The following is a 26,251-nucleotide window of genomic DNA, read 5'->3' as shown; positions in this document are numbered from 1 at the left end:
TAACCGCTCAGGTCATGACCGATCCCATCACAGCCACCGGCCAGGCTCGTATCCAGGCCCGCTTCCAGGCCTGCGCAGCCGAAGGCCGCGCCGCGCTCGTGACCTTCATCACAGCGGGCGATCCCGATCTCGACAGCTCTGCCGCGATCCTCGCCGCCCTGCCCGGTGCCGGCGCCGATGTCATCGAGCTCGGCGTGCCTTTCACGGATCCGATGGCCGACGGCATACCGGTGCAGCTCGCGGGCCAGCGCGCCTTGAAGGCCGGCCAGACGCTGAGGAAGACGCTGGCAATGGTCGAGAGCTTCCGGGCCGCCGGCAACGACACGCCGATCGTGCTGATGGGCTATTACAACCCGATCTACGTCTATGGCGTCGAACGCTTCCTGGTCGATGCCCGCAAGGCCGGCATCGACGGTCTGATCGTCGTCGACCTGCCGCCGGAAGAGGATGCCGAGCTCTGCCTGCCGGCACTGAAGGCCGGGATCAGCTTCATTCGCCTGGCCACCCCGACGACCGACGACAAGCGCCTGCCCAAGGTGCTGCAGAACACCTCCGGCTTCGTCTATTACGTTTCGGTGACCGGCGTCACCGGCGGCGCGATCGCCGATTATGGCGCGGTCGGCGACGCGGTCGCGCGCATCAAGCGCCATACCGAACTCCCGGTCGCGGTCGGCTTCGGCGTCAAGACGGCGCAGGACGCCATCCAGATCGCCGGGAGCGCGGACGGCGTCGTCGTCGGCTCAGCTTTGGTCGAACGGGTCCGCCTCTCGCTCGATGCCGAGGGCAAGGCCACGGAAAAGACGGTTTCGGCTGTCACCTCGCTGGTCGCCGAACTCGCCGCGGGCGTCCGCTCGGTCGCGAAGGCGGCGGCCTGAGGCGCGAAGCCTCGCCCGCCATTTGCGCCAGAATCGTAAGGATCGATCCATGAACTGGATTTCCGAAGTCGTCCGGCCGCGCATCAAGACGCTGTTCAAGCGCGAGAGCCCGGAGAATCTCTGGATCAAATGCCCCGATTCCGGGCAGATGGTCTTCCACAAGGACGTCGAGGCCAACGGCTTCGTCATTCCCGGCTCCGACCACCATATGCGCGTCACCGCACAGGACCGGCTGCGCCTGACCTTCGACGAAGGCAAGTGGCTCGACGTGCCGCTGCCGGAGGTCGCGATCGATCCGCTGAAGTTCCGCGACGAGAAGCGCTATGTCGACCGGCTGAAGGACGCCCGCGCCAAGACCGGCGCGATCGACGCCTTCAAGGTCGGCTATGGCCGGGTCAAGGGCTTCGCGCTGACGATCGCGGTCCAGGATTTCCACTTCATGGGCGGCTCGCTCGGCATGGCGGCCGGCGAGGCCTTCATCAAGGGCGCCGAGACCGCGCTCGAGAAGAAGACGCCCTATGTCGTGTTCGCGGCCTCGGGCGGCGCACGCATGCAGGAGGGCATCCTGTCCCTGATGCAGCTGCCGCGCACGACCGTCGCGGTGCGCCGCCTTCGCGCTGCCGGCCTGCCCTACATCGTTGTGCTGACCAACCCGACGACCGGCGGCGTCACGGCCTCCTATGCGATGCTGGGCGACATCCAGATCGCCGAGCCCGGCGCGCTGATCGGCTTCGCCGGCCCGCGCGTGATCGAGCAGACGATCCGCGAGAAGCTTCCGGACGGTTTCCAGCGCGCCGAGTACCTCAAGGATCACGGCATGGTCGATATGGTCGTCCACCGCCACGACCTGCCTGAGACCCTGGCACGCCTCGGCCGGCTGCTGACGAAGCAACCCGTTCCGAACGCGGCGCCTGCTCCCACCACGCCGCCGCGGCCCGTCGTCGAAGCGGCCTGACGCGGCGGCGCGGGGACATCATGGCTTCGTCCGACACGGTGCTGGCGCGCCTGCTGGCGCTGCATCCCAAGCTGATCGACCTGTCGCTCGGGCGCATCCTCACCCTGCTAGAGCGGCTGGGCGATCCGCAGAAGCGCCTACCGCCGGTGATCCATGTCGCCGGCACCAACGGCAAGGGCTCGACCATCGCCTTCATGCGGGCGATCCTCGAGGCGGCCGGGCTCAGCGTCCATGTCTACACCTCGCCGCATCTGGTGCGCTTCCATGAGCGCATCCGGCTAGGCAGGCCGGGCGGCGGACGCTTCGTCGACGAGGCCGTCCTTGTCGAGGCGCTGGAACGCTGCGAGCGCGCCAATGCAGGCGACCAGATCACCTTCTTCGAAATCACCACCGTCGTCGCCTTCCTGCTCTTCGCCGAGCACAAGGCCGATGTCGTGCTGCTCGAGGTCGGCCTCGGCGGACGCTTCGATGCGACCAATGTCATCGCCCACCCCGCCTGCACGGTGGTGACACCGGTCTCGCTCGACCATTCCGAATATCTCGGCGACACGGTCACCAAGATCGCCGGCGAGAAGGCCGGCATCTTCAAGCGCGGTGCCCCTGCCGTCATCGCGCCGCAGGAGCCGGAGCCGACAGCCGTGCTGGAGGCCGCGGCCGAGAGGGTCGGCGCCTCGAAGATCCTGATCGGCGCGCAGGACTTCGCCGTGCACGAGGCTGGTGGGCGGCTGGTTTACGAGGACGGTGACGGGCTGCTCGACCTGCCGCTGCCGCGCCTTTCCGGGCGCCACCAGCATGTCAACGCCGGGACCGCGATCGCGGCACTGCGCGCCGCCGGCTATGGCGGCCTGCCGGCACGCGCCTTCGAGCAGGGCATGCTCGACGCCGATTGGCCGGCACGGCTGCAAAGGCTGGCGCGCGGCAAGCTCGCCGATCTCGTCCCCGCCCGGGCTGAACTCTGGCTCGACGGCGGCCACAATCCGGACGGTGGCCGCGTGCTGGCCCAGGCCATGGCGGATCTCGCCGATCGCAACCCGGCGCCGCTGGTGATGATCGCAGGCCTGCTTTCAACGAAGGACGCGAAGGCTACCCTCGGTCATTTCAAGGGGCTGGCGCAGCTGCTCTTCACCGTACCGATCCAGAACCAGATCGCCGCGCGACCGGCCGAGGAGGTGGCGGAACTCGCCCGTTCGGCCGGGCTCGCAGCCGAGGCGTCCGGCTCGGTCGAGCAGGCACTGCGCGAGATCGCCGCGCGCGACTGGTCGACGCCGCCGCGCATCCTGATCTGCGGCTCGCTCTATCTGGCCGGCGAGGTGCTGTCGGCGAACGGCACGCCACCGGCGTGACGGCGCGGCCTGGGATCCAGACCACCCGGACCTCGAGGACGGCCATGCCTGTTTCAGGACGATCGATCACCGCCGCCACGCTGCTAGGCGCCCTGCTCGGCGGCTGCGTCACCGCGGGCGGCAGCGCGCAGTCGGATGCCAACGGTGTCGACCGTGTCGCGGCCGGCGAGCCGACCTTCCTGCGCCAGACCTATATGACGATGGACGAGCGCTGCCGGTCCCTCAAGCGCCCCACCGCCATGCTGACGCAGCCGCCGCAGCACGGGACGGTGAGGATGGCGACGCGCAACGCCAAGGCCGTCTATGGCCCCGGCCCGCAGGTCCATTGCGACGGCAAGGTCGGAACGTCGCTTGCCTTCGAATACACGCCGCGCCCCGGCTATCGCGGCCCGGATGCCTTCGAGGTGCGCGTGCGCTATGGCGATGGCGAGATTCGCCCCGGGCGCTTCGATGTCGAGGTTCGCTAGGAGACCATCCGATGAAGCATGCTTTCGGGCAAGGCGGCCCGCAGATCGCGTCGATCGGACAGGGGAGCTGGTATATCGAGCAGGGTGACCGCAAGGAGGCGATCGCCGCCTTCCGGCGCGGGCTCGAGCTCGGACTCTCCCATATCGACACCGCCGAGATGTATGGCGACGGGCGCTCCGAAGCGATCATCGGCGAGGCCATCGCCGGGCGGCGCGACGAGGTCTTCCTGGTCTCGAAAGTGCTGCCCCATAATGCCTCGAAGACCGGCGCCCGGGCGGCCTGCGAGCGCTCGCTGCGCCATCTCAAGACCGACCGGCTCGACTGCTATCTGCTGCACTGGCGCGGACCGCACCGCCTAGCCGAGACGTTCGACGCCTTCGAGACACTGAAGGCTGAGGGCAAGATCCTGTCCTGGGGCGTCAGCAATTTCGACGAGGACGACCTCGACGAGGCTTTGGCCGTGGCTGGCCCCCGCCGTATCGCCTGCAACCAGGTGCTTTACCATCTGCGCGAACGCGCGATCGAGCATGCCGTCATTCCCTGGTGCGAGCGCAACGGTGTCGCGGTCACCGCCTACAGCCCTTTCGGGCATGATGATTTCCCGGAGCCAAGCAGCGCGGGCGGACGCGTGCTGGCCGAAATCGCCTCTGCCCATGGTGCCACGGCCAGGCAGGTCGCGCTCGCCTTCCTGACCCGTCGCGCCAGCGTCTTTGCGATCCCGAAAGCGGGCCGCGTGGCCCATGTCGAGGACAATGCCGGCGCGCTGGGCCTCCGGCTCACGGCCGCCGACCTCGCCCGTATCGATTCAGCCTTCCCGCGCGGGCCGAAGCCCCATTCGCTGCCGATGCTCTAGGTGGGCCGGCTCAGGCCGCCTGTGCCACGCGCGCCAGTGCCGCCGCGGGGTCGATGCGCCCGTCATAGAGCGCGCGCCCGGTGATCGCGCCTTCGAGGATCGCCGCATCGGGCGCCATCAGGCGGTCGATATCGGCCATCGAGGCGAGCCCCCCTGAGGCGATGACGGGGATCGTCAGGGCGTTGGCGAGGGCGATCGTGCCGTCCCAGTTGATGCCCTGGAGCATGCCGTCGCGGGCGATGTCGGTGTAGACGATCGCCGCCACGCCGGCATCCTCGAAGCGCCGGCCAAGGTCGTCTGCCGCCAGTGCCGAGGTCTCGGCCCAGCCCTCGACCGCGACGAAACCGTCGCGCGCATCGATGCCGACCGCGACCTGGCCCGGGAAGGCCTTCGCGGCCTCGCGCACGAAACCGGGGTCTCGCACGGCGGCCGTGCCGATGATGACGCGGCGGATGCCCTTGGCGAGCCAGCCCTCGACCGTCTTCATGTCGCGGATGCCGCCGCCGAGCTGCACCGGGAACGCGACCTGCTTCAGGATACCTTCGACCGCCGCCGCATTCATCGGCTTGCCGGCAAAGGCGCCGTCGAGATCGACGACATGCAGCCACTGGAAGCCCTGGCGCTCGAACGCGGCCGCCTGGGCGGCTGGATCGTCGTTGAAGACCGTCGCCTGATCCATGTCGCCCTGCTTGAGGCGAACGCATTGGCCGTTCTTGAGATCGATCGCGGGAAAAAGGATCACGGCTTCCAACCCAGGAAATTGGCGATCAGCTTCAGCCCGAGCTTCTGGCTCTTCTCGGGGTGGAACTGGGTGCCGGCAATGTTGTCGCGGCCGACCATCGCCGTGACCGGACCACCATGGTCGGTGACCGCCAGCACCTCTGCGGGATTGGCCGCCGCCAGAGCATAGGAGTGGACGAAATAGGCGTGCAGGCCGTCCGGGCCGGTCTCGATGCCGTCGAGCAGGGCGTGGTCGTTCTGCTTCGCCAGTGTATTCCAGCCCATATGCGGGATCTTGAGCCCCTCGGCCTGCGGCACGATCAGGGAAACATCACCCGGAATCCAGCCGAGCCCCTGCGTGACGGTGTATTCGAGGCCACGCGAGGCCAGGAGCTGCATGCCGACGCAGATGCCGAGGAAGGGTCGGCCCTTAGCCCGCACGACCTCTTCCAGCACCTCGACCATGCCGGGGACGGCATCGAGGCCACGGCGGCAATCGGCGAAGGCGCCGACACCGGGCAAAACGATGCGATCGGCGGCACGGACCTCAGCGGTGTCGCTGGTGACGCGGATCGTCGAGGCGATCCCGGATTCGAGCGCCGCACGCTCGAAGGCCTTGGCCGCCGAATGCAGGTTGCCCGAGCCGTAGTCGATGATGACGACGGATTGGCTCATCGGCCCCGCGCCTCGGGAAAGAGCCCGATGATCGGCATCGGCCCGGCCGGCTGTGCACGAACAGGCGCAGGCGCCAGCAGGTGTGGCGGCGCGGCCGGCCCGGCCAGCGCGCGCTCGAAATAGCGCCGTTCCGCCTCCGGTAGATCACGCGCCTCGACGACGTCCGCCAGGCGCCAGCCCTGGCGCGCGAGCTTGCGGGCGACGAGATTCTGCCCTTCCAGCCCGAGGAACAGGGCCATCGTCCAATGCGCGATCAGCATGGCCCCACCGGTCATGCCGAGCTGGCTGCCGGCATAGAACAGCGCGGCCCAGATCACGGCATAGACCAGCGTCGCCAGCCACAGCCGCTTGCCGAGCAGCCAGAGTCCGCTCAGGAAGAACGCTGGCCAGCTGAAGGTCTCGGGCAGCAGCCGAGCCTGCTCGACCTCGTCGCGCAGGCCGCCGGAGCCGGGCGGCGGGATCATCACCGTATAGAATGCCATGCCCGGGCCCTTTCAGAGCGCGCCCTTGGTCGAGGGCACGCGGCCGCCCTCGCGCGGATCGACCTCGAGAGCCTGGCGCAGCGCGCGGGCCAGGCCCTTGAAGCAGCTCTCGGCGATATGGTGGGCATTGTCGCCATAGAGCGTCTCGACATGCAGCGTGATGCCCGCATTCATCGCGAAGGCCTGGAAGAATTCCCGGACCAGTTCGGTGTCGAAAGAGCCGATCTTCTGCGCCTCGAAGCGCGTGCGGAAAACGAGAAATGGCCGGCCCGATACGTCGACGGCGACGCGCGTCAGCGTCTCGTCCATCGGCAGATGGATGTCGGCATAGCGGCGAATGCCCTTCTTGTCGCCGAGCGCTTGCCGGAGCGCCTCGCCCAGCGCGATGCCGGTGTCCTCGACCGAATGGTGGTCGTCGATATGGGTGTCGCCTTTCACGGCGACCTTGAGGTCGATCAGCGAATGGCGGGCGAACAGGTCGAGCATATGATCGAAGAAGCCGACGCCCGAGGCGATCTCGGCTTTGCCGGTGCCGTCCAGAACGAGGGAGACCGCGATGTCGGTCTCGTTGGTACGGCGCTTCACTTCGCCCGAACGCATGATGGCCTCTGTTGCCTTGCGAAAAACCGGCCCCGCTTTAGCAGGCGAGGCGCACGAAGGCCATGGCTGCGCGGCCGCGGAACGCCACGTCGTCATGCTCGCCTTCGTGGCGACCATCCAGGTCTTGAACACAGGTCTCGACCGTCGAAGACGTGGATGGTCTGGAAAAGCACGACCATGACGGAAGAATCTGCTATGCGGCGGTCGTGCTCAAACGCCTGCCAGCGCCTGCCGCAGATCGGCGACGAGGTCGTCGGGGTGTTCGAGACCGATGGAGAGCCGGATCAGCCCTTCACCGATGCCCATGCTGGCCCGGATCTCCGGGCTGAAGCGCTGATGCGTCGTCGTCGCGGGATGGACGATCAGGCTCTTGGCATCGCCGAGATTGTTGGAGATGCGGATCAGCTTGAGACCGTTGAGGAAGCGGAAGGCCCCTGCCTTGCCCCCGGCGACCTCGAAGGCGACGAGGGTCGAGGGGCCGCTCATCTGGCGGGCGATGATGTCGGCCTGAGGATGGTTCTTCGAGCCGGGGAAGATGACCTTCGGCAATTGCGGCTGGGCTTCCAGCCAGTTGGCGACGATTGCGGCGTTCTCCGCCTGCTTGCGCACCCGCAGCGGCAGCGTCTCCAGGGCCTTCAGCATGACCCAGGCGTTGAAGGGGGAGATCGCGGGGCCGGTCTGGCGCAGGAAGGTCTGGACATGCGTCTCGATGAAGTCCTGCGAACCCAGGATCAGCCCGCCGAGACAGCGTCCCTGTCCGTCGATGTGCTTGGTCGCGGAATAGACGACGCAGTCGGCGCCCAGTTCGAGCGGGCGCTGGAAGAGCGGCGTGGCGAAGACGTTGTCTACCACTAGTGTCGCGCCGACCTCCTTCGCCAGCGCGGCGACGGCGGCGATATCGATGACTTCCAGCGTCGGGTTGGAGGGGCTCTCGAGGAAGAAGACCTTGGTCTGCGGCGTCACGGCCTTGCGCCAGGCCTCGATGTCGGTGCCATCGACCAGCGTCGAGGCGACGCCGTAGCGCGGCAGATGCTCCTCGACGACATAGCGACAGGAGCCGAACAGGGCCTGCGCCGCCACGACATGGTCGCCCTGTCGGACCTGCCCCATGATGGCCGCGGTGACCGCAGCCATGCCGGTGGCCGTGGCGCGGCAGGCCTCGGCACCCTCGAAGGCGGCCATGCGGGCTTCCAGCATGGCGACGGTCGGGTTGGAGAAGCGGGCGTACTGGAAGCCCGGATCCTTGTTCAGGAAGCGCGCCTCGGCCTGCTCGGCGCTGTCATAGACATGGCCCTGGGTCAGGAAGAGCGCTTCGGAGGTCTCGCCGAACTGGGAGCGCAGGGTGCCGGCATGCACCAGGCGCGTTTCGGGGTGAAAGCTGGCCGCGCCGTCCGACATGATGGAAACTCCAAACCGTTCTATATAACGAACCGTCGGCGTATCATCCTGCGTCGTGTTCGTAAAGAAGAACAATCATCCGTCACGACGGATCGATTTGGCGATTTTCTCGTCGCCGCCCAGGCAGCGAAGGCGATTGCGACCTTCAGCGCCGCGCGGGGCTGCGCGCGAGTGGCGTCAGGAAGCCCGTCAGATCCGAGGTGACATGATGGACATGACCCGCCTCGACCGCCGTCTGCTCCCAGGCCTCGCGGAAGGGATCGGGCGATTTGGGGATGATCAGCACCGTCTTCATGCCGAGCGCGCTCGGTACGATGAGGTTCTTCTCGATATCCTCGAACATCGCCGCGCGGCCTGGATCAACCGCGTGCTTGGCGAGAAAGAGCTCGTAGGTCGAGCGCTCGGGCTTCGGCGTGAAGCCGGCCGCGACGATATCGAAGACATCCTCGAAATGCTCGAGAATGCCGAGCTTGCCAGCGACATTGCGAGCATGGCCGACCGAGCCATTCGTCAGGATCAGCTTGCGCCCGGGCAGCGCGGCGATGGCGGCTCCCAGCGCCGGATCGGGCTCGAGCAGGCTGAGATCGATGTCATGCGCGAAGTCGAGGAAGTCGTCCGGCTCGACGCCATGCTCGGACATCAGCCCGTTTAGGGTCGTTCCATAGTGATGGTAGTAGTAGTTCCGCAGGGCGTGGGAGGAGAGGCCGTCGAGCCCGAACAGCTCCTGGAGGAACAGCGTGATGCGCTGGTTCACCTGCGGCCAGATCTGGCTCTCATGCGAGTAGAGCGTGTTGTCGAGGTCGAAGACCCAGTGGTCGACATGCGCGAAGGCCTGGGCCTGGAGCGGGGGAGTCGCAGCGGAAATGGTGACACGGTTGTTCATTGGACCGACTCATGTGGCGAGCCGATTCTGACATGCAAGAGTTCTGCTAAGAGTTAAGGCCTGCTGCTCCGGCGGCGATGGTTCCGGGCGCAGCAGAACTTGGATCCGGCAGCCGCCAAAGTGTTCCGCGATCTGCGATCACTTCAGAACCGGGGCCTCTCCCGCGGTTACCGCCGGATGATCGTGCCGGAACCCGTATCGGTGAAGAGCTCGATCAGCGCCGCATGCGGCACCTTGCCATCGAGGATGACAACGGCCTCAACGCCCTTTTCCAGAGCGTAGATGCAGGTCTCGATCTTCGGGATCATGCCGCCCGAGATCGTACCGTCGGCGATCAGGCGGCGGCACTCCTCGACGGTCAGCTCGGGAATGAGCTCCTTGTCCTTGTTCAGGACGCCGGGAACGTCGGTGAGCAGCAGCAGGCGCTTGGCGTTGAGGGCACCCGCGATCGCGCCGGCGAAGGTATCGGCGTTGACATTGTAGGTCTGGCCGTCCTCGGCGGCGCAGACCGGCGCCAGGACGGGGATCAGCTCGGCCTTGAGCACCGCATCGAGCACCGACGTATCGACCTTATCGGGCTCGCCGACGAAGCCGAGATCGAGCACCTCCTCGATCCTGGAATCGGGGTCGACGATTGTGCGGGTCACCTTGCGGGCGGTGACCATGTTGCCGTCCTTGCCGCACAGCCCGATCGCCTTGCCGCCCTCGCGCGAGATGTAGCCGACGATCTCCTTGTTGACCGAGCCGGCCAGGACCATCTCGACGACGTCGACGGTCGCGGCATCGGTCACGCGCAGGCCCTGCTTGAACTCGGACTTGATGCCGAGCTTGCCGAGCATGCGGGCAATCTGCGGCCCGCCGCCATGGCAGACCACCGGCTTGAGGCCGGACTGCTCAAGCAGCACGACGTCCTCGGCAAAGTCCTCAGCGGTCGCAGCATCACCCATGGCGTTGCCGCCATACTTGATCACGATGACCTCCTGATCATAGCGCTGCATATGCGGCAGCGCCTGGACCAGCAGGTCGGCGGCTTGCGACGGCGTCAGATGGGCGGGGGTGATCATCGGGCAGGCTCCGCGAAGGCGCGGGCAAGCGACCGCGTGAGCGCCTTCTAGCGGACTGAGGGGCGCGCCGGAAGGCCTCTCGCGACCTTGGCGGCCCCGCGATAGCCAAGCAGGGAACACGAGCCTATCATCCGACGGCATCCTGGAAACGGGGAGATCGGACGATGAACGATGCCCGATCCGTGCTCGACGTTCTGCGCCAATCGGTATCGGCCGAGGTCGTGGACGCGATCGAAAGCCTTATTGCGACCGCTCCCGATCGTAAGCTCAATCGAGTCAATGTGCTCGCATTCGCGGCCGAACGAGGCCTGGACGAGGAGCAGGCGATCGCCGGCTTCCTGCACGCCTCTCGCCTCGGCCTCTTCGAATTCTCATGGAACGTTCTTTGCCCCGGCTGCGGCGGCGTGCTCGATGCCGGGGCCTCGCTGAAGCATGTACGCGACGAGGTCTACACCTGTGCGCTCTGCGCCGCCGGCTACGAGCCTTCGCTCGACGAAATGGTCGAGGTGACCTTCACGGTCAGTCCCAATGTCAGGCGGATCGAGGCGCATTACCCGCACCAGCTGCCACCCGCCGAATACTTCCGCCAGATCTACTGGGGCTCGGGCGTCGATCTGCCGGAAGAGAATTACGAGGCGATGATCGACGAATTCATCGTCGAGGCGCTGGAGCTGCCGGCCGGCGACAAGGCCGTCATCTCGCTCCAGATTGCGGAATCCTTCATCATCGTGTTCGAGCCGGTGACACACGTCGCGCAGTTCATCGAGGTCAAGGGAGAGCCGACGAAAGATCGCCAGACGCTGTCGCTTGTGTTCGACCGATCGTATCGCCACAGCGAGACGCTGGTGATGCGCCCGGGAGCTCTGCGGATCGCATTGGACAATCATACCGACGTCCGCACCTTGCCGTCGGTCTGCGTCGCGAACGATGTCTTGCACGACGTGCTCGGCAAGCGCCGTCCGTTCCTGACCGCCAAGCGGATCCTTTCAAATCAGACCTTCCGGGATATCCACCGCACCGACACGCTCGACGTCGACCAGCGCTTCAAGATCGCCAGCCTGACGTTTCTCTTCACCGACCTGCGGGGCTCGACGGAGCTCTATGAACGCGTCGGCGACCTTGCCGCATTCGATCTGGTGCGGGCGCATTTCAGGGCCTTGAGCGAGATCGTAGCCTCCGAGACCGGGGCCGTGGTCAAGACGATCGGAGACGCCGTCATGGCGTCGTTTCCTGCGCCCGAGCGCGCCATCGCCGCAGCCATTCGCATGCGGGACGCGATGCGTGGCCTCAATCGGGAACGGGGCAAGGAGGATATGATCCTCAAGATCGGGATCCACGAAGGCCCCTGCATCGCGGTCAGCCTCAACGAACGGCAGGATTATTTCGGGCAGACGGTGAACATCGCGTCCCGCGTGCAGCATCTCGCCGCCTCGAACGAGATCTTTACGACCGATGCCGTGCTCGGCGACCCGCGCGCCAGTGATCTGCTCGCCGAACTGGGGTTGAAGCCGCAGCGGCAAAACGTCGGGCTGCGCGGCATCTCGCGGGATATCGGCGTCTTCGTCATCCAATAGCGCGGCTCGCCATGGCGCGATGGTTGCAGCGGACTGCCGGGCCTCAGGCGCGCTTCGCGAACAGGGCCGAGAGCGCGAGCACGAGCCAGCCGCCCAGCATCAGGAAGCCGCCGGTGGGCGCCGCGCGCGGAAACAGGGCCTCATTGGCAAAGCCGCGCCGGGCGAGATCGGCCGCGAACAGGGCCGCGCCGAGGATGATCAGCGACAGAGCGATGCGCGCGGCGAGATCCGCCAGGTAGCCGCCCTTGCGCGCGGTCGTGCCGCCGAAGATCACCGAGGCGTGGAACAGCAGCATCTGGCCCGCCGTCAGGACGTTGGCCGTGCCGGTCACATGCGCGCCGGCGGCAAGCAGGGCGACGCCCGCCAGTCCCATCAGGGCGGCCAGGGTCAGGTGGATTCGCGCTGCGGTCATCGCCTGCTTCAGCCCCGCTCCGCCAGCACCCGGCCGACCGCCGCGCGCAGTTCGGGAATGCCGAGCCCGGTCTCGCTCGAGGTCAGCAGCACCTCGGGGAATGCCGCGGGGCGGCGCTTGATCTCGTCATAGGTCGCCTCGCACATGAACTGCTGGTCGGACTTCTTGAGCGCATCGCCCTTGGTCAGCACGACCTGATAGGACATCGCAGCCTTGTCGAGCGTCTCGAGCACGGCGTTGTCGACGTCCTTGAGGCCATGACGCGCGTCGATCAAAAGGTAGACGCGCATCAGGTTGGGCCGGCCGCGCAGGTAGTTGTGGATCAGGTTGGTCCACTGCGCGACCTTGGCCCGACCGACCGCCGCATAGCCATAGCCGGGCATGTCGACGATGGTCAGGCGCTCATCGGCCCCGACCTGGCGGAAGAAGTTCAGCTGCTGGGTCCGGCCGGGCGTATGCGAGGTGCGCGCCAGGGCATTGCGGCGCGTCACCGCGTTGATCAGGCTCGACTTGCCGACATTGGAGCGGCCGGCGAAGGCGATCTCGTGCCCGACCATCGGCGGCAGGTCGTCGATATGGGTCGAGGCCCAGACGAAGTCCCACGGCCCTTCGAAGAGCTTGCGGGCGGATTCGATCTCGTCCTCGGTGAAGGGGGTCGTCATGCTCGTGGTCATGGCTCTTACGCCTACACGGCCGCGCGCAGCGCGTCGATGTCGGCGCCGGCGATCGCCTGAACATTGCGGGCGATCTTCCCGGCATCCCAGTCCCACCAGCGGATGGCCAGCAGCGCGGCGATCGTCTCCTCGGGAAAGCGCAGCTTGACGACGCGGCCGGGATTGCCGACGACCACCGCATAGGGTGGCACGTCCTTCACCACCTGCGCGCGGGTACCGATGATGGCGCCGTCTCCGATGCTGACGCCCGGCATGATCACGGCCTCACGACCGATCCAGACATCGTTGCCGATGACCGTGTCGCCGCGATGCGCATGGGCGGTGACATCGGGCGCCCCCTCGATGCCGAACATCTGGAAGGGATAGGTCGAGAAGCCGTCCATCGGATGGTTGGCGCCGTTCATCACGAACTGGGCAGCCTGCGCGATCGCGACGAACCGGCCGATGATCAGCCGATCGCCGATGAAGTCGAAGTGATAGCGCACGCAGCGGGCGACGAAATGCTCGGGGCCGCGCGAGTCGTCATAGTAGCTGTAGTCGCCGACCTCGATCAGTGGATGATCGACGATCGCCTTCAGGAAGGCCGTGCCCTTCCAGCCGGGGATGGGGTGGCGCGTGAGCGGGTCGGGCAGCGGCATCGACTTGGGGGTCAGTCCAAAGGCGAAGGGCGGGGAAACCCCGCCCTCTGCTCCGTCACTTCTTGTTGCTGTTGGCGGGCTTGCCCGGTGCCGGGACATCCCCGGCCGGAGCCGGCTTCTTGCCGAACATGCCCTTGAGGTTGTCGAACAGCTCGATCTTCACCCCGTGCTTGCGCATGATGTAACCCTGCTGCAGCACCGAGAGCAGGTTGTTCCAGCTCCAGTAGATCACCAGGCCGGCCGGGAACGAGCCGAGCAGGAAGGTGAAGAACACCGGCATCCAGGTGAACATCATCTTCTGCACCGGATCCGGCGGCTCCGGGTTCATCTTCATCTGGATGAACATCGTGATGCCCATGATGATCGGCCACAGGCCGAGATGCAGCACGGAAGGCGGCGTGAAGGGCAGCAGGCCGAAGAGGTTGAACAGGTTCGTCGGGTCCGGCGCCGCGAGGTCGCGGATCCAGCCGAAGAACGGCGCGTGCCGCATCTCGATGGTGATGAACAGGATCTTGTAGAGCGCGAAGAAGACCGGGATCTGCACCAGCACCGGCCAGCAGCCGGCGAGCGGGTTGATCTTCTGGGTCTTGTACAGCTCCATCAGCGCCTGCTGCTGCTTCATCTTGTCGTCGGCATAGCGCTCGCGGATCGCCATCATCTCCGGCTGCACCGCCTTCATCTTCGCCATCGAGGCGTAGGACTTGCTGGCGAGCGGGAAGAAGATGCCCTTGAGGATCAGCGTGACGATCAGGATCGCAACGCCGAAATTGCCGACATGCTTGAAGATCCAGTCGAGCAGATAGAACATCGGCTTGGTGATGAAATAGAACCAGCCCCAGTCGATCATCAGATCGAAGCGCTTGATGCCAAGATTGCGCTCATAGCCGTTGATGGCCGCGACTTCCTTGGCGCCGGCGAAGAGATTCGCGCTGCTCGTGGCGGAGGCGCCGGGCGCGACCGTCACCGCCTCGGCCAGGAAGTCGGCCTGGTAGGTGCGCTGTGCTCCGGTCTGGACGGAGGAGAAGCGGCCCTCATATTTGCGCGACTGGTCCGGGACGACCGTCGCCGCCCAGTACTTGTCGGTGATGCCGACGAAGCCGCCGACCGCATCCTTCCAGACCCGCCCATTGGTGCCCGGCGCCAGCAGAGGCTCCTTGTCGACATGGTCGTAGGTGAATTCCTGCAGGCCGTGCTCGCCGAGAACGCCGATCAGGCCCTCGTGAAGGACGTAGTAGCCCAGTGTGGGCGGCCGACCATGGCGGACGACCTGGGCATAGGGGAACAGCGTGACGGCGGCGCCGCCCTTGTTCTCGACCTCGTCCTTGACGGAGAACATCGCGTTCGCGTCGACGGTGATGATGCGGCGGAAGAGCAGGCCCTGGCCATTGTCCCAGGTCAGCGTCAGCGGCTTGGCCGGGGTCAGCACCTGTGCATCCGGCGTCCAGACCGTCGAGGCGTTCGGCAGAGCCACGTTGGTGCCGGGGGCCGCGACCCAGCCGAAATCGGAGTAATAGCCGTTCGGGCCGCCCAGCGGCGAGAGCAGCACGATGATCGGGCTGTTCGGATCGACGGTCTCGCGGAAGCCCTTGAGCGAGACGTCGTCGATGCGCGAACCAGTCAGCGAGATCGAGCCAGCGATCCGGGGCGTGTCGATGCGGACACGCGGGCTGGCGGCCAGGGCCTGCTCGCGCGTGGCAACAACTGCCGCCGCCGGGGCGGCGCCGGGAGCGGTCGTCGCGGTCTGGGCGGGTACGTTCGAAGGTGCAGGAGCGGCACCGGGGGCAGGAGCCGACTGGCTCTGCGCCTGCTGGTTCTGCTGCGCGATCTGCTGCTGCTTCTCCATCTGCGGCTTGGCGTAGAAGAACTGCCAGCCGAGCAGGATGACCACCGAGAGCGTGATCGCGAGAAGCAGGTTGCGGTTGTCTTCTTTCATCATGATCGGAAACAGATCTCGCTGACGCCTGTCGGGCTTTAGGGATTCAGGTGTTCTAGGATCGGGGGCGCGTATCGCCGGCTTGAGCAGGCCCCTTGCCCGGGCGGGACTTGTCAGGGCGCGGCTTGCGACCCTGCCCTTGAGGCCGGGCGCGCTCGAGCGCCACGGAGAGGTCGCCGACGAGCGTGCGGAAGGCGGCGGTCAGCGTCTCGGGACGCGCGACGATGACAACATCGCAAGGCCGGCCGGCCTGGCCCGCCAGGGCCTCTGCCGCCGCGACGCGCAGACGCCGGCGGATGCGATTGCGCTTGACGGCGTTGCCGACCTTGCGGGAAGCGGTCAGACCGAGGCGCAGACCTTCGGGCTCGCGCTCATCGCCGCCAGCGGCTTCGCGCAGCGGGGCGTCGAGGACCTGGACGGTGAATGCAGACGAACGAAAACGGCGGCCAAGCTCGGCCGCCGCCAGAAACTGCTTGCGTTGCGTCAGACGGGCTAGGCGCATGGCGATTGGCCAGTCTTCCGAAAAAGGCGCGCCGATATCACGCGCCCGTGGCTCAGGCCGAAAGCTTCTTGCGGCCGTGAGCGCGGCGAGCAGCAATGACCTTGCGGCCACCGGCGGTCGCCATGCGGGCGCGGTAGCCGTGGCGGCGCTTGCGGACCAGCTTGCTGGGTTGATAGGTTCTCTTCATCGTCCGTCTCCGGGGCCCTGTGGGCATCGCGGCCCCGGCTTTCCTCGGAAAGCGTGGCCGGCGGCGCCTGTCATGCAAAAGGTTCTGCACGGACCGAAGGCCTGCGCAAGTCGCGGGCTTATGGCGGATGACCCGGCCCAAGTCAATGCCGAAGTCGCAGCCGGAAGCGCCCTGCGACGAAGCTTCGCGGCGCTTTTTGCCGCGGTGACGCATCAGGCACGCTTGCGCTCCGGAACCTAATCCCCGATATAGCGCCCGGGAGGTTGGCGAGGGACGTCTCACTCGCCAACCGGGTCAGGTCCGGAAGGAAGCAGCCCTAACGAGACCGAACGGGTCTTCGTCCAGCCTCCCACCTTAGGCGCGCTCGAAATTGAGCAGGGTCGCGCCGTGGCGCTGCGGCCCTTGCCAAATTGCGTCTCCTGCCAAGCGGCGTCGCGGCCCGGAAATCGGCCGTTGACCCCCGCGCGGCGAACCGCCAAACCAGACCGATGAGCGACGACACCAACGCAGCGCCTTCCGCCGACGAGCCGGGCTTTGCCGGCTTCGACCCGGCGCCTGCCGCCGTGCCGATGACGGCTTCGCCCTATCGCGTGCTGGCCCGGAAATACCGCCCGGCCCATTTCGGCGACCTGATCGGCCAGGACGCGATGGTGCGCACCCTCACCAACGCCTTTTCGGCCGGCCGCATCCCGCAGGCCTGGATGCTGACCGGCGTGCGCGGCGTCGGCAAGACCACGACCGCCCGCATCCTGGCCCGCGCCCTGAACTACCAGACGGCCGATGGCGGCGGCGGGCCAACGACGGACCTGCGGACCTTCGGCGTCCACTGCAAGGAGATCATCGAGGGCCGGCACATCGACGTGCAGGAAATCGACGCAGCCTCGAACAACGGCGTCGACAACATCCGCCAGATCAATGACGCGGTGCGCTATGCGCCGGTCTCGGCACGCTACAAGGTCTATATCGTCGACGAGGTGCACATGCTCTCGACCGGCGCCTTCAACGCGTTCCTGAAGACGCTGGAGGAGCCGCCGCCGCACGCGCGCTTCATCTTCGCGACGACCGAGATCCGCAAGGTGCCGGTGACGGTGCTATCGCGCTGCCAGCGCTTCGACCTGCGCCGCGTCGATGCCAGCCTCCTGGTCTCGCACCTGTCGAACATCTGCAGGGCCGAGTCCGTCGAGGCCGAGGACGAGGCACTGGCAGCCGTCGCCCGCGCCGCCGAAGGCTCGGTGCGCGACTCGCTCTCGATCCTCGACCAGGCGATCGCCCATGCCGCGGGCAGGATCACGCTGGAAGATGTCCGCTCGATGCTCGGCCTCGCCGATCGGGCGCGCGTCATCGACCTGTTCGAGGCGGTGATGAAGGGCGATATCGCGACCGCGCTCGGGGAACTGCGGGCGCAATACGACGCCGGCGCGGACCCGGTCGTCGTGCTGACCGACCTCGCCGAATTCACCCATCTGGTGACGCGTCTCAAGCTCGTGCCCGACGCCGTCAAGGACAACAGTCTCGCCCAGGCGGAACGCGTGCGCGGCGGCGATTTCGCCCAGCGCCTGTCGATCCGCATCCTCGCCCGCACCTGGCAGATGCTGCTCAAGGGCATCGGCGAGGTAAAGCAGGCCGACCGGCCGATCATGGCGGCCGAGATGGTGCTGGTTCGCCTCGCCCATGCCGCCGACCTGCCGACGCCCGACGAAGCGCTGCGGATGCTGCGCGACGGCTCGGGCGCCGTGCCTTCGGGCCAGGGCGCCCCATCCGCACCGCGGCCGCCCATGGGCGGCTGCAATACGGCGCTGGCGGCACGGCCGATCCTGGCCAGCGCCAACCCTATGCCCGTGGCTGCGCCGCGTGCCCTGGCTCAGCCTCTTGCCCAGCCGGCGGCGCTGGTGGCCTCGCTGGAGGATGTCGTCGCGCTCGCCTCGCAGCATCGCGACATCACGCTGAAGATCGCGCTCGAGCGCGATGTCCGCCCGGTTCGTTTCGAGCAGGGACGGATCGAGTTCTCGCTCGCCGATGGGGCATCCCGGACGCTGGCCCAGGATCTCTCGCGTCGCCTCAAGGAGTGGACCGGCCAGACCTGGATGGTCGCCGTCGTCAATGCCGAGGGCGGCGCCACCCTGCGCGAGCAGGCCGTGGCGGCGAAGGATCAGCGTGAGAGCGACGCCGCCGCGCATCCCGCGGTAAAGGCGGTGCTGGAGCGCTTTCCGGGCGCGCGCATTGTCGATGTCCGCGACCCGCGCGCGGCCGAAGCCGACATGCCGGCGACCCCGGCGCCGGAAGACGAATATCTGCCGGATGGCGAGCCGCTCTTCGACGATGCCGAGCCCGATTTCGACGGCATCGATTTCTGAGATCCGGAATTCCGAGGTTCAAAGGGAGACGTAACCATGCGCGACATCATGGGCCTGATGAAGCAGGCGCAGGAGATGCAGCAGAAGATGGCCAATGTGCAGGCCGAGCTCGACGCGATCGAGGTCGAGGGCGCGGCCGGCGGCGGCATGGTCACGGTGACGATGACCGCCAAGGGCGCGCTCAAGAGCGTCAAGATCGACCCGAGCCTGATGGTGGCCGACGAGCGCGAGATTCTGGAGGATCTGATCGTCGCCGCCAGCAGCGACGCCCGCAATCGCGCCGACCGCGTGATGCAGGAGCGCATGGCCGAAGTCACCAAGGGCTTGCCGATCCCGCCCGGTATGAAGCTGTTCTAAGGGCTTGCCATCATGCCCGGGCCTGCACCGGGCATCTCCGACCGGAAGAGCTCCCTTCCCGAGATGGTCGGGTCAAGCCTGACCATGACGCCTGCGTCGAAAGGCATCCATGTCCCGCGCCATCGCCGGCCCCGAGATCGAGCGGCTGATCCAGTTGCTGGCCAAGCTGCCCGGCCTCGGGCCACGCTCGGCCAGGCGCGCGGCATTGCATCTCGTCAAGAAGCGCGAGGCCCTGCTCGCCCCGCTTGCCGAGGCGATGGCGGTTGCGCGGGACCGGATCGTCGTCTGCTCGACCTGCGGCAATGTCGATACCAGCGATCCCTGCTCGCTCTGCCGCGACCCGCGCCGCGATGACGGGCTGATCGTGGTGGTCGCCGATATTTCCGACCTCTGGGCTCTGGAGCGTTCCGGCGCGGTGCCCGGCCGCTATCATGTGCTGGGCGGGGTGCTCTCGGCGCTCGACGGCATTCGCCCGGAGCATCTCTCCTTCGACGCGCTGGTCAGGCGCGCCTCCGAACCGGGCGTGAAGGAGGTCATCCTGGCGCTGAGCGCCACCGTGGACGGCCAGACCACGGCGCATTTCATCACCGACCTCCTGGCGCATCTGCCGCTCAAGGTGACGAGACTCGCTCATGGCGTGCCGGTCGGCGGCGAACTCGACTATCTCGACGACGGCACGCTCGCCGCCGCGATCCGCCAGCGCACCGGATTTTGAACCTCCTCGTCTGCCGCGGCGACACATCCCTCATCAGGGATCCATGCCGTACCGTCCCGATCCCTGCTTCGCGGAGGGTCGTGTCATGGCTGCGAAAGAACGGCTGATCCAGGTCCTGCTCGGGCCGGCGGCATCACGGATACGCTTCAGCTTCCCGTCCGGCAATCGCTGGATCACGCTCGGCCCCGGAACCTTCCAGCGCGTCGCCAGCGGGATCCGCGCGAACACCGTCCATATCCAGACCTCAACCCAGTTCCCGCCGAACACTGGGGCGCAGTATTTCGCGGCGGCGGACCTCTCGAACACGCCGCCGGTGCCACGCGCCAATACGCTTCTGATGCCGCCCATCCTCGGCAGGGTCGGCGAGTCGACGGCGCTGCACGAATGCGTCCATGCCGCCTACGACCTGTTCAGGACGAATATCAATGCGTGGGACGAGGAAGCATCGGCCTATGTGGCGCATGTCCTGTACTGCAAGATGACCGGCCTGAAGCAGCCGCGCTGGTCGGCGCCGATCGCTGATGTCGCATCGGCGACGGCCGACGGGCTGCTGGCCGAGTATCAGAGGGGCGCCGTCAGGGTTCCCCAAGTCTCGCGTGTCAGCTGGGAACTGCTCAGATTCGCGGTGCTGACGAGCCCGACCTATCTCTATGCGAACAGCCCCGTGCTGATGCAGCAGAACTACAACCATGATGGCTGAGCACCGGACAGAGGTCGGCGCGGCCTGATCGCGACCCGATGGCGACCGCGACGGCCCGTGTCGTCAGAACTTGTAGGCGAGGCTGGCCCGCAGCGTATGGGTCGTCGGCTCGTGGCGGACGGTCAGCCCGAGCAGCGGCCCGCTGCCGGCCGCGTTGACCTTGCCGAAGTCGGTATAGCGATATTCGGCGCCGAGGATGAGGTTGTCGGTATAGGCGAAGTTCACGCCCGCCCCCGCGGTCCAGCCGGTCTTCGAGCGATCCGTGCTCGCCGACAGCCCGGCCGCGGCGTCGTAGAGGTGGTAGTCGAAGTCCGTGAAGGCCGCGCCGCCGGTGGCGTAGATCATGAAGCGATCCATGGCGAAGCCGACGCGCCCGCGCACCGACGCCTGCCAGTCGCGCTTCACCCGCCCCGTCATGGCCGGAGCGACCAGCGTCTCGCCCGCATCGAGCGCCTCGACATCACCCTCGATGCCGAGAACGATGCTGCCGGTCTGGAGATTGAAGCCCGCATGCGCGCCGCCGAGGGCGGAATCCGAGCTCTGGCGGAAGGCGGCGCCGTTGAAGGCCCGGCCCAGCGCGTCCGAGAAGGCGGTGCGCTCCTGCCCCCAGGAATAACCGGCCTGCACGCCCAGATAGATGCCGGTCCAGGAATAGATGTCGGGCAAGGCCGGGGCAGGCGGGAGCAGGCGGGACGAGGGCGTGTCCGCCGCCACGGCCGGGGCCGCACAGAGCAGGCTGGCGCAGAGAAGGGCGAGACGGGCCAGGCCCGGCTTTGGATGCATCATCACGGCCTCGACTCGTCAACGAAACGGAGCGGCGCACGCCTCGGGAGACGGCGAACATGGCCATGATCAGAAAGCATTAAGGTTAATGATCAGCTAAAATGACGCCGCCAGGCGGGGACGGGAACATTCGTGCCGGCTTGCTGTTGCCTCGCCGTGCCGTCGCGACGAAGCTTGAGCGCGGCGGCGGAGACGGTTGTGAATGTCCTTTCTGAAGCGGATCACGGGTGCGGCCGGAGCGGGTCTCGCGCTGGGCTATGTCACTGAGGCCGTCACGTCGCGTCTGACGCGCCGCAAGCGCGAAGCGGCGCAGGATGCGGCGCGTGGCCGCCTTGCCCGCAGCCCGCTGCAGATGACCTGGCTTGGCTGGAAGGACGTGCTGCTGCGCTTCGCCGGCAATGTCGCGGACAACCGGCTCAGTTCGCTTGCCGGCGCCGTCGCCTTCTTCACGCTTTTATCGCTGGTCCCGGCGCTCTCCCTGCTCGTGACGCTGTATCGCTACTTCACCGATCCGGCGACGATCGCCGGGCAGCTCGACTCGGTGACGACGGTCTTCCCGCAGGCGGCGCGCGACCTGATCCACGAGCAGGCGATGCGGCTGGCGCTGCTGCCGGCCTCGCCGCTCTCGTTGACCTTCATCATCAGCCTGCTGGTGGCGGTCTGGTCGGCGAATGCCGCGGTCAAGGCGATCTTCGACGCCCTGAACATCATCTATCGCGAGCAGGAAAAGCGCAGCTTCCTTTGGCTGAACACCATTTCGCTGATGACGACGCTCAGCGGCGTGGTCCTGCTGGTGGCGGCGCTGACCGCGATCGCCAGCGTGCCGGTGATCACGGCGCTGTTCCCATTCGCCTTCGAGCTGGAGCGCCTGCTGCGACTCGTGCGCTGGCCGGCCTTTCTCGTCGTCGCCACCTTGTCGATCGCCTGCCTGTACTGGATCGGCCCGAGCCGCGAGCGAGCGCGCTTCATCTGGGTGATGCCTGGAGCTGTCGCGGCGGCGATCCTCTGGGCCACCGCCTCCTGGGCCTTCTCCTGGTATGTCGGCACGCTCGGCAACTACACCGCAACCTATGGCTCGCTCGCCACCGTCGTCGTCTTCATGACCTGGCTCTGGCTCTCGGCGATGATCGTGCTCGGCGGGGCCGAGCTCAACGCCGAGCTCGAACACCAGACGGCGCACGACACCACGACCGGCCGTCCCAAACCCCTCGGGACGCGCGGCGCCACGATGGCGGACCGGGTCGGCCCACCCGCCGCCGGATAGAGGTCGTTCCCGCCATGCTCGACCCCGACGACACACGCCACAGCGATCTGCGCAGCGGATCCAGCCCCTGGCGTGCGGGCCCCACGCGGCCGGCGAGCGAGGGCCTCGACGCCGATATCCGCTGCGACGTGGTCATCGTCGGCAGCGGCATCACCGGTGCGCTGGCGGCTGAGCATCTGAGCGCCCGCGGCCTTGGTGTCGTGCTGGTCGATCGCGAGCGTGAGGGCTTCGGCAGCACGGCAGCCAGCACGGCCATGCTACAATGGGAAATCGACCTGCCGTTGCGCCGGCTTGCGGCGCTCTATGGCTTCGACAAGGCGGCCGATGTCTATCGTCGCAGCTTCAAGGCGGTGGAGGGCCTGCGGGAGCACGTCGCGCAAGCACAGCTGGGCTGCGCCTTCCTTCCGCGCGACACCGTCTATCTCGCGGCCGGCGAAGCGGGTCCACGCGAATTGCTGGACGAATGGATCCTGCGCGAGCGGGCTGGTCTGCCGGGCGCGCTGCTCGACCATGCGACTCTGCTCGGCGCCTTCGGCTTCGACCGCAGCGCTGCGATCGTCTCGCCGGGCTCGGCGGAAGCCGACCCGGTCAGCCTCTGCCACGCCCTGCTGCATGTCGCTGCGGGCCGCGGCGCAAGGCTCATCCGGGACGAGGCCTTCGCCTTCGATTCAACCCGGCACGGGGCGGCTGTGCAACTCGCCAGCGGGCGCATGATCGAGGCCGGGCATCTGGTGCTGGCGACGGGCTATGTGATGCCCGACTGCGTTCCCAGCGAGCTGCACCGCGTCGCTTCGAGCTGGGCGCTTGCGACCGCGCAACAGCCGCCCGCCAGCCTCTGGCCCCGTCGCTCGCTCGTCTGGGAGGCCTCCGAGGATTATATCTACTGCCGTACGACGACGGATGGCCGCATCATCATCGGCGGCGAGGACGAGGAGACCGACGACCCCGACCGGCGCAGGATGCTGGGGCCCGCGAAGACCCAAGCGCTGCTCGACAAGCTGCGCGGCCTCGTTCCGACCGCCGAGGACACGGTCAGCCATGCCTGGTCAGGCGCCTTCGGACAAACGGCCGACGGGCTGCCGCTGATCGGGCGCGTGCCGGGCCAGCCGCGAATGCTCGCGGCCTATGGCTATGGCGGCAACGGCATCACCTTCAGCTTCCTCGCATCGCGCATCATCGGCGCGCTGATCGCGGGCGCGGAGGCGCCTTGGTTCGCGCATTTCGCCATCGATCGGCCTGACCCCGCACGGCTCTGACTTCAACGGCCAGAAGCCGGCGATTGCGCCGCTGCAATCGAGCGTTTGCGGTCTCCGGGGCAGACAAGACGGGCGCGGAGCGCCATCTATCTGTCGTGCGGCCATCGAGGTCGCGAACCGACGGAGGCCGCTATGCTTGCAGCCGAGGACAGCAAGACCACCACCCCCGTCAAGCTGGAGGCGCTCGATGCGCCCTTCCATATCGGCGCGGTGACGCTGCGCGTCCATGACCTCGCCGGCCTGACCGCGTTCTACCGCGACAGCATCGGGCTTGGCGTTATCGAGCAGGCCCCCGGCTTCGCCACGCTGGGCGTCGATGGCGAGGTTCTGGTGCGGCTCGAGCAGGGCGCAGCGCGGCGGACCTCGCCGGCAGGCCTATTCCATCTGGCGATTCTCCTGCCGTCCCGGACCGATCTCGCCGACTGGCTCGCCCATGCGGCGGCGGCGCGGATCCCGCTCGAAGGGGCCTCGGATCATCTCGTCAGCGAAGCGCTTTACCTCTCTGACCCGGAGGGCAACGGCATCGAGATCTATCGCGACCGTCCACGCGCCGACTGGCCGCGCCGCGATGGTGCGATCAAGATGGCAACCGACCGTCTCGACCTGAACGCCCTGCTCGCCGAAGCGCGACCGGCACCCTATCCGGGCATGCCGAGCGGGACCCGGATGGGCCATATCCATCTCTGCGTCGGCGATACCGCCGAGGCGGAGCGGTTCTACGAGGGCGTCCTGGGGTTCGATCTGATGGTGCGCTATCCCGGCGCGAGCTTCCTCGCCAGTGGCGGTTACCACCATCACATCGCCGGCAATATCTGGAACAGCCGCGGGGCCGCGCCGCGCCAGGCCGGCGAAGCCGGACTGGATTCCTTCGAACTGATCGCGCGGGATGCCAGCGATTTCGACGCGATGCGCGAGCGGCTGCTGGCGGCCGGCGGCACGGAGACGCCGCTCGGCCCATCGATCTCCGACCCATGGGGCAACCGCCTGGTTCTCAGGGCCAGCTGAGCCTCCAGGCCACGCCACCAAAAGACAACGCCGCCCTTCCACATGGAACGGCGGCGTTATGCTGTCGGGATCGAACTGCAAGAGGTTCGAACGGTTCGGACCACGGAATCAGAACGCGTCGCGTCAGCTCTTATCGGGAGCGGCGACGGCGTCGGAAACGAAGCTCGCGATCTCGTTGATCGAAAACGGCTTGCGCAGAAACGGCACGGCCCGCAGCGGTTCTGGGACATCGCTCGGCGTCGAGCCGGACACAAAGGCGAAGGGGGTGCCGCTCTCAAGCAAACTGGCGGCGACATCGAAGGTCTTGCCGCCGACGACATCGATGTCGAGCAATGCGCAGGACAGCTTCGACGCCGAAGCCCGGTGGGCCTGCGTGACGGACTCGACGACAATCAGTTCTGCCGCTGCGCCGAGTTGTTCGGCAACCGCGGATTCGATGTCCATCGCAATGAACGGATCGTCTTCTACGATGAGGACGCGGATATCAGACATCGTATCCCGCCGCCTTTCCTACTCTGAACCCTTTGACGTTTGATTGGAGAACGTCAGAGGGGTGACGATGTTCCGGAAGACTGCCCGGTATTGTCCTCCAGTTTCGTCAAATTCGACTCAATTTGCGACGACAGGGTTAGCGAAACGTAAGTCAGGGCGTCTCGCCCGGCGTCTGTCGTCAGCAGGCCGTTAGCGGCGGCGCCCGGATCGAACCGGCGTCAATTCGAAACCTGTGACGCCGACGGCGACATTCACGCCGCGCGAACCCTGCAGGGAGAGCGGCTGCAGCGTGACCTCGTCATTGTTGCCCCCCACCAACAGGTTGGCGCTCCCGCCGACACCGGCGGAGGCACCGGCCGTCGCACCGACATAGCGGCCGGCCAGCGCGTCGAGCGGGGCGCGGGCATAGGGGCCATAGACGCGCCACGACATCGTGTTGGCGCGCATATTGCCGAGATCGATCCCGACATTGCGGACGACCCCGGCATAACGCTGCGGGGGGCCACGGCGTGGCGTGAAGGTGCAGTTCAGCGGGCGCTGGGAGGTCACGACCAGGCCCACCCCGCTGCCCACATTGCAGGTCAGGCGGCCGGCAGGCGGGCCGGACTGCGCAAAGGACGGAGCGCTCGAAACCAGAAGCCCGGCTGCCGCGACAACAGCAGCGAGGGCGGGCCGGGAATACCGAATCATCATCTGGGAGCTCCTGACATGAAGGTGACCATGAAACGCCACATAGCGGGCACAGTTCCGCGCAAGCTGGAACTGGTTAACGTGTCCTGCGTTTGGCGTCATACTGGATCTGAAAGGTCGATCGTCGTGAGTCAGGATCGGGCCGCAATTCACACCTCGTTCCTGCCCGGCAGCGGCGCTGCCGAGATGCCGCCGTTCTGGGAGCTGGAGGCTCTGATCGACCAGGGCTTCGAGCTCGACCTGGCGCTCAACGTCATGGCCGCCAGACGATTGCAGACGCCGCCCCCTCTGTCCGTCGCTTCGTTGGCTCAGACGTCCGAAATGCGGCTGGACCTGACCCCAGCGCATCAGTGACGCGCAGCGAGTCTACAGGCGAGACCGTGCGCGGCCAACAGCGCC

General features: G+C 67.1%; 30 protein-coding genes and 1 other RNA gene. 15 read left to right on the top strand and 16 right to left on the bottom strand.

The features are described 5' to 3' along the window. Positions 1–14: 14 nt before the first annotated feature. Genes trpA through VGN82_RS06815 form a run of 5 tightly spaced genes read left to right on the top strand, consistent with a single transcriptional unit; the run spans position 15 to position 4,494 of the window. The gene (gene trpA / locus VGN82_RS06835; RefSeq protein WP_327526246.1) at positions 15–875 is read left to right on the top strand and encodes a tryptophan synthase subunit alpha; all 861 of its coding nucleotides are present in this window, start codon (positions 15–17) and stop codon (positions 873–875) included. A gap of 49 nt (positions 876–924) precedes the next feature. After that, positions 925–1,830: an acetyl-CoA carboxylase, carboxyltransferase subunit beta gene (gene accD / locus VGN82_RS06830; protein ID WP_327526245.1), complete on the top strand. Its 906-nt coding sequence runs from the start codon at positions 925–927 to the stop codon at positions 1,828–1,830. Between the two features lie 20 nt (positions 1,831–1,850). After that, positions 1,851–3,173 (top strand): bifunctional folylpolyglutamate synthase/dihydrofolate synthase, encoded by a 1,323-nt coding sequence (locus VGN82_RS06825; protein WP_327526244.1) that lies wholly within the window; start codon positions 1,851–1,853, stop codon positions 3,171–3,173. A 44-nt stretch (positions 3,174–3,217) separates the two neighbouring features. Continuing rightward, positions 3,218–3,640 (top strand): hypothetical protein, encoded by a 423-nt coding sequence (locus VGN82_RS06820; protein WP_327526243.1) that lies wholly within the window; start codon positions 3,218–3,220, stop codon positions 3,638–3,640. An 11-nt stretch (positions 3,641–3,651) separates the two neighbouring features. Further along, complete coding sequence (locus tag VGN82_RS06815; protein ID WP_327526242.1) at positions 3,652–4,494, top strand: aldo/keto reductase; 843 nt, start codon at positions 3,652–3,654, stop codon at positions 4,492–4,494. A gap of 10 nt (positions 4,495–4,504) precedes the next feature. Here VGN82_RS06815 and hisA read toward each other — a convergent pair whose 3' ends face one another. The 7 genes from hisA to argB all read right to left on the bottom strand — a co-directional run bounded on the left by hisA (position 4,505) and on the right by argB (position 10,316). Continuing rightward, positions 4,505–5,245, bottom strand: a complete 741-nt coding sequence (gene hisA / locus VGN82_RS06810) for a 1-(5-phosphoribosyl)-5-[(5-phosphoribosylamino)methylideneamino]imidazole-4-carboxamide isomerase (RefSeq protein ID WP_327526241.1) — start codon at positions 5,243–5,245, stop codon at positions 4,505–4,507. Beyond that, complete coding sequence (gene hisH, locus VGN82_RS06805; protein ID WP_327526240.1) at positions 5,233–5,889, bottom strand: imidazole glycerol phosphate synthase subunit HisH; 657 nt, start codon at positions 5,887–5,889, stop codon at positions 5,233–5,235. Before hisH ends, hisA begins: the two co-directional genes overlap by 13 nt. Continuing rightward, positions 5,886–6,371, bottom strand: a complete 486-nt coding sequence (locus tag VGN82_RS06800) for a DUF2628 domain-containing protein (protein WP_327526239.1) — start codon at positions 6,369–6,371, stop codon at positions 5,886–5,888. The genes hisH and VGN82_RS06800 overlap by 4 nt, the downstream gene beginning before the upstream one ends. Before the next feature lie 12 nt (positions 6,372–6,383). Then, the gene (hisB, locus tag VGN82_RS06795) at positions 6,384–6,971 is read right to left on the bottom strand and encodes an imidazoleglycerol-phosphate dehydratase HisB (RefSeq protein WP_327526238.1); all 588 of its coding nucleotides are present in this window, start codon (positions 6,969–6,971) and stop codon (positions 6,384–6,386) included. A 210-nt stretch (positions 6,972–7,181) separates the two neighbouring features. Beyond that, entirely contained in the window at positions 7,182–8,369 is a 1,188-nt protein-coding gene (locus tag VGN82_RS06790; protein WP_327526237.1) for an O-succinylhomoserine sulfhydrylase, read from the bottom strand. A gap of 145 nt (positions 8,370–8,514) precedes the next feature. Continuing rightward, positions 8,515–9,252, bottom strand: a complete 738-nt coding sequence (locus tag VGN82_RS06785) for a pyrimidine 5'-nucleotidase (protein ID WP_327526236.1) — start codon at positions 9,250–9,252, stop codon at positions 8,515–8,517. A 167-nt stretch (positions 9,253–9,419) separates the two neighbouring features. Continuing rightward, positions 9,420–10,316: an acetylglutamate kinase gene (gene argB, locus VGN82_RS06780; RefSeq protein ID WP_327526235.1), complete on the bottom strand. Its 897-nt coding sequence runs from the start codon at positions 10,314–10,316 to the stop codon at positions 9,420–9,422. Between the two features lie 164 nt (positions 10,317–10,480). On the opposite strand from argB, the gene VGN82_RS06775 reads away from it, so the two are divergent. Further along, positions 10,481–11,890, top strand: coding sequence for an adenylate/guanylate cyclase domain-containing protein (locus VGN82_RS06775; protein WP_327526234.1), 1,410 nt, complete (start codon positions 10,481–10,483; stop codon positions 11,888–11,890). 43 nt (positions 11,891–11,933) lie between these two features. Here VGN82_RS06775 and VGN82_RS06770 read toward each other — a convergent pair whose 3' ends face one another. From VGN82_RS06770 to rpmH, 6 genes are read right to left on the bottom strand one after another with little or no spacing between them, the layout of a single operon-like run. After that, positions 11,934–12,302, bottom strand: a complete 369-nt coding sequence (locus VGN82_RS06770; protein WP_327526233.1) for a DUF423 domain-containing protein — start codon at positions 12,300–12,302, stop codon at positions 11,934–11,936. A gap of 8 nt (positions 12,303–12,310) precedes the next feature. Then, the gene (gene yihA / locus VGN82_RS06765; protein WP_327526232.1) at positions 12,311–12,976 is read right to left on the bottom strand and encodes a ribosome biogenesis GTP-binding protein YihA/YsxC; all 666 of its coding nucleotides are present in this window, start codon (positions 12,974–12,976) and stop codon (positions 12,311–12,313) included. Positions 12,977–12,987: 11 nt separating this feature from the next. After that, a complete protein-coding gene (locus VGN82_RS06760) occupies positions 12,988–13,629 on the bottom strand; it encodes a CatB-related O-acetyltransferase (protein WP_414644228.1) in 642 nt (213 codons plus the stop codon). A 40-nt stretch (positions 13,630–13,669) separates the two neighbouring features. Further along, positions 13,670–15,547 carry a membrane protein insertase YidC gene (gene yidC / locus VGN82_RS06755; RefSeq protein WP_327526476.1) on the bottom strand — a complete coding sequence of 626 codons (1,878 nt, stop codon included), beginning with the start codon at positions 15,545–15,547 and terminating at the stop codon, positions 13,670–13,672. A 55-nt stretch (positions 15,548–15,602) separates the two neighbouring features. Continuing rightward, the gene (rnpA, locus tag VGN82_RS06750) at positions 15,603–16,145 is read right to left on the bottom strand and encodes a ribonuclease P protein component (protein ID WP_327526230.1); all 543 of its coding nucleotides are present in this window, start codon (positions 16,143–16,145) and stop codon (positions 15,603–15,605) included. Further along, on the bottom strand, positions 16,102–16,236 hold the full coding sequence (rpmH, locus tag VGN82_RS06745) for a 50S ribosomal protein L34 (RefSeq protein WP_067253664.1): 135 nt from the start codon (positions 16,234–16,236) through the stop codon (positions 16,102–16,104). Before rpmH ends, rnpA begins: the two co-directional genes overlap by 44 nt. 257 nt (positions 16,237–16,493) lie before the next feature. Between rpmH and ffs the strand changes: the two genes are divergently transcribed. From ffs to VGN82_RS06720, 5 genes are all read left to right on the top strand, one after another. Further along, positions 16,494–16,590, top strand: an RNA gene (gene ffs / locus VGN82_RS06740) — signal recognition particle sRNA small type. A gap of 134 nt (positions 16,591–16,724) precedes the next feature. Next, positions 16,725–18,590: a DNA polymerase III subunit gamma/tau gene (locus tag VGN82_RS06735; protein ID WP_327526229.1), complete on the top strand. Its 1,866-nt coding sequence runs from the start codon at positions 16,725–16,727 to the stop codon at positions 18,588–18,590. A gap of 36 nt (positions 18,591–18,626) precedes the next feature. Then, positions 18,627–18,947 (top strand): YbaB/EbfC family nucleoid-associated protein, encoded by a 321-nt coding sequence (locus VGN82_RS06730; protein WP_327526228.1) that lies wholly within the window; start codon positions 18,627–18,629, stop codon positions 18,945–18,947. A gap of 109 nt (positions 18,948–19,056) precedes the next feature. Then, positions 19,057–19,662, top strand: coding sequence for a recombination mediator RecR (gene recR / locus VGN82_RS06725; protein ID WP_327526227.1), 606 nt, complete (start codon positions 19,057–19,059; stop codon positions 19,660–19,662). 85 nt (positions 19,663–19,747) lie between these two features. Then, the gene (locus tag VGN82_RS06720) at positions 19,748–20,362 is read left to right on the top strand and encodes a hypothetical protein (RefSeq protein ID WP_327526226.1); all 615 of its coding nucleotides are present in this window, start codon (positions 19,748–19,750) and stop codon (positions 20,360–20,362) included. 63 nt (positions 20,363–20,425) lie between these two features. On the opposite strand, the gene VGN82_RS06715 is transcribed toward VGN82_RS06720, so the two are convergent. Beyond that, positions 20,426–21,148 (bottom strand): outer membrane protein, encoded by a 723-nt coding sequence (locus tag VGN82_RS06715; RefSeq protein WP_327526475.1) that lies wholly within the window; start codon positions 21,146–21,148, stop codon positions 20,426–20,428. Positions 21,149–21,347: 199 nt separating this feature from the next. On the opposite strand from VGN82_RS06715, the gene VGN82_RS06710 reads away from it, so the two are divergent. From VGN82_RS06710 to VGN82_RS06700, 3 genes are all read left to right on the top strand, one after another. Beyond that, a complete protein-coding gene (locus tag VGN82_RS06710) occupies positions 21,348–22,409 on the top strand; it encodes a YihY/virulence factor BrkB family protein (RefSeq protein ID WP_327526225.1) in 1,062 nt (353 codons plus the stop codon). Positions 22,410–22,423: 14 nt separating this feature from the next. Continuing rightward, positions 22,424–23,665 (top strand): NAD(P)/FAD-dependent oxidoreductase, encoded by a 1,242-nt coding sequence (locus VGN82_RS06705; RefSeq protein WP_327526224.1) that lies wholly within the window; start codon positions 22,424–22,426, stop codon positions 23,663–23,665. 132 nt (positions 23,666–23,797) lie between these two features. Continuing rightward, positions 23,798–24,670, top strand: coding sequence for a VOC family protein (locus VGN82_RS06700; RefSeq protein WP_327526223.1), 873 nt, complete (start codon positions 23,798–23,800; stop codon positions 24,668–24,670). A gap of 123 nt (positions 24,671–24,793) precedes the next feature. Here VGN82_RS06700 and VGN82_RS06695 read toward each other — a convergent pair whose 3' ends face one another. After that, on the bottom strand, positions 24,794–25,162 hold the full coding sequence (locus tag VGN82_RS06695; protein WP_327526222.1) for a response regulator: 369 nt from the start codon (positions 25,160–25,162) through the stop codon (positions 24,794–24,796). Between the two features lie 189 nt (positions 25,163–25,351). Then, complete coding sequence (locus tag VGN82_RS06690) at positions 25,352–25,855, bottom strand: DUF992 domain-containing protein (protein WP_327526221.1); 504 nt, start codon at positions 25,853–25,855, stop codon at positions 25,352–25,354. 15 nt (positions 25,856–25,870) lie between these two features. Between VGN82_RS06690 and VGN82_RS06685 the strand changes: the two genes are divergently transcribed. Beyond that, positions 25,871–26,206: a hypothetical protein gene (locus tag VGN82_RS06685; RefSeq protein WP_327526220.1), complete on the top strand. Its 336-nt coding sequence runs from the start codon at positions 25,871–25,873 to the stop codon at positions 26,204–26,206. The last annotated feature ends 45 nt before the right edge of the window (positions 26,207–26,251 follow it).

The organism is Allobosea sp. (genome assembly GCF_035999205.1).
GTDB lineage: Bacteria > Pseudomonadota > Alphaproteobacteria > Rhizobiales > Beijerinckiaceae > Allobosea.
This window is presented reverse-complemented; position numbering and strand designations above follow the sequence as displayed.

Coding starts and splice junctions, on each gene's coding strand:
- recR (WP_327526227.1), top strand. CDS start 19,057: ATGTCCCGCGCCATCGCCGGCCCCGAGATCGAGCGGCTGATCCAGTTG.
- VGN82_RS06800 (WP_327526239.1), bottom strand. CDS start 6,371: ATGGCATTCTATACGGTGATGATCCCGCCGCCCGGCTCCGGCGGCCTG.
- VGN82_RS06820 (WP_327526243.1), top strand. CDS start 3,218: ATGCCTGTTTCAGGACGATCGATCACCGCCGCCACGCTGCTAGGCGCC.
- VGN82_RS06710 (WP_327526225.1), top strand. CDS start 21,348: ATGTCCTTTCTGAAGCGGATCACGGGTGCGGCCGGAGCGGGTCTCGCG.
- VGN82_RS06730 (WP_327526228.1), top strand. CDS start 18,627: ATGCGCGACATCATGGGCCTGATGAAGCAGGCGCAGGAGATGCAGCAG.
- VGN82_RS06825 (WP_327526244.1), top strand. CDS start 1,851: ATGGCTTCGTCCGACACGGTGCTGGCGCGCCTGCTGGCGCTGCATCCC.
- hisB (WP_327526238.1), bottom strand. CDS start 6,971: ATGCGTTCGGGCGAAGTGAAGCGCCGTACCAACGAGACCGACATCGCG.
- rpmH (WP_067253664.1), bottom strand. CDS start 16,236: ATGAAGAGAACCTATCAACCCAGCAAGCTGGTCCGCAAGCGCCGCCAC.
- VGN82_RS06790 (WP_327526237.1), bottom strand. CDS start 8,369: ATGTCGGACGGCGCGGCCAGCTTTCACCCCGAAACGCGCCTGGTGCAT.
- VGN82_RS06700 (WP_327526223.1), top strand. CDS start 23,798: ATGCTTGCAGCCGAGGACAGCAAGACCACCACCCCCGTCAAGCTGGAG.
- VGN82_RS06695 (WP_327526222.1), bottom strand. CDS start 25,162: ATGTCTGATATCCGCGTCCTCATCGTAGAAGACGATCCGTTCATTGCG.
- VGN82_RS06735 (WP_327526229.1), top strand. CDS start 16,725: ATGAGCGACGACACCAACGCAGCGCCTTCCGCCGACGAGCCGGGCTTT.
- trpA (WP_327526246.1), top strand. CDS start 15: ATGACCGATCCCATCACAGCCACCGGCCAGGCTCGTATCCAGGCCCGC.
- VGN82_RS06785 (WP_327526236.1), bottom strand. CDS start 9,252: ATGAACAACCGTGTCACCATTTCCGCTGCGACTCCCCCGCTCCAGGCC.
- argB (WP_327526235.1), bottom strand. CDS start 10,316: ATGATCACCCCCGCCCATCTGACGCCGTCGCAAGCCGCCGACCTGCTG.
- accD (WP_327526245.1), top strand. CDS start 925: ATGAACTGGATTTCCGAAGTCGTCCGGCCGCGCATCAAGACGCTGTTC.
- yidC (WP_327526476.1), bottom strand. CDS start 15,547: ATGAAAGAAGACAACCGCAACCTGCTTCTCGCGATCACGCTCTCGGTG.
- VGN82_RS06815 (WP_327526242.1), top strand. CDS start 3,652: ATGAAGCATGCTTTCGGGCAAGGCGGCCCGCAGATCGCGTCGATCGGA.
- VGN82_RS06685 (WP_327526220.1), top strand. CDS start 25,871: ATGAAGGTGACCATGAAACGCCACATAGCGGGCACAGTTCCGCGCAAG.
- VGN82_RS06715 (WP_327526475.1), bottom strand. CDS start 21,148: ATGATGCATCCAAAGCCGGGCCTGGCCCGTCTCGCCCTTCTCTGCGCC.
- hisH (WP_327526240.1), bottom strand. CDS start 5,889: ATGAGCCAATCCGTCGTCATCATCGACTACGGCTCGGGCAACCTGCAT.
- VGN82_RS06720 (WP_327526226.1), top strand. CDS start 19,748: ATGGCTGCGAAAGAACGGCTGATCCAGGTCCTGCTCGGGCCGGCGGCA.
- VGN82_RS06705 (WP_327526224.1), top strand. CDS start 22,424: ATGCTCGACCCCGACGACACACGCCACAGCGATCTGCGCAGCGGATCC.
- yihA (WP_327526232.1), bottom strand. CDS start 12,976: ATGACCACGAGCATGACGACCCCCTTCACCGAGGACGAGATCGAATCC.
- VGN82_RS06775 (WP_327526234.1), top strand. CDS start 10,481: ATGAACGATGCCCGATCCGTGCTCGACGTTCTGCGCCAATCGGTATCG.
- VGN82_RS06770 (WP_327526233.1), bottom strand. CDS start 12,302: ATGACCGCAGCGCGAATCCACCTGACCCTGGCCGCCCTGATGGGACTG.
- VGN82_RS06690 (WP_327526221.1), bottom strand. CDS start 25,855: ATGATGATTCGGTATTCCCGGCCCGCCCTCGCTGCTGTTGTCGCGGCA.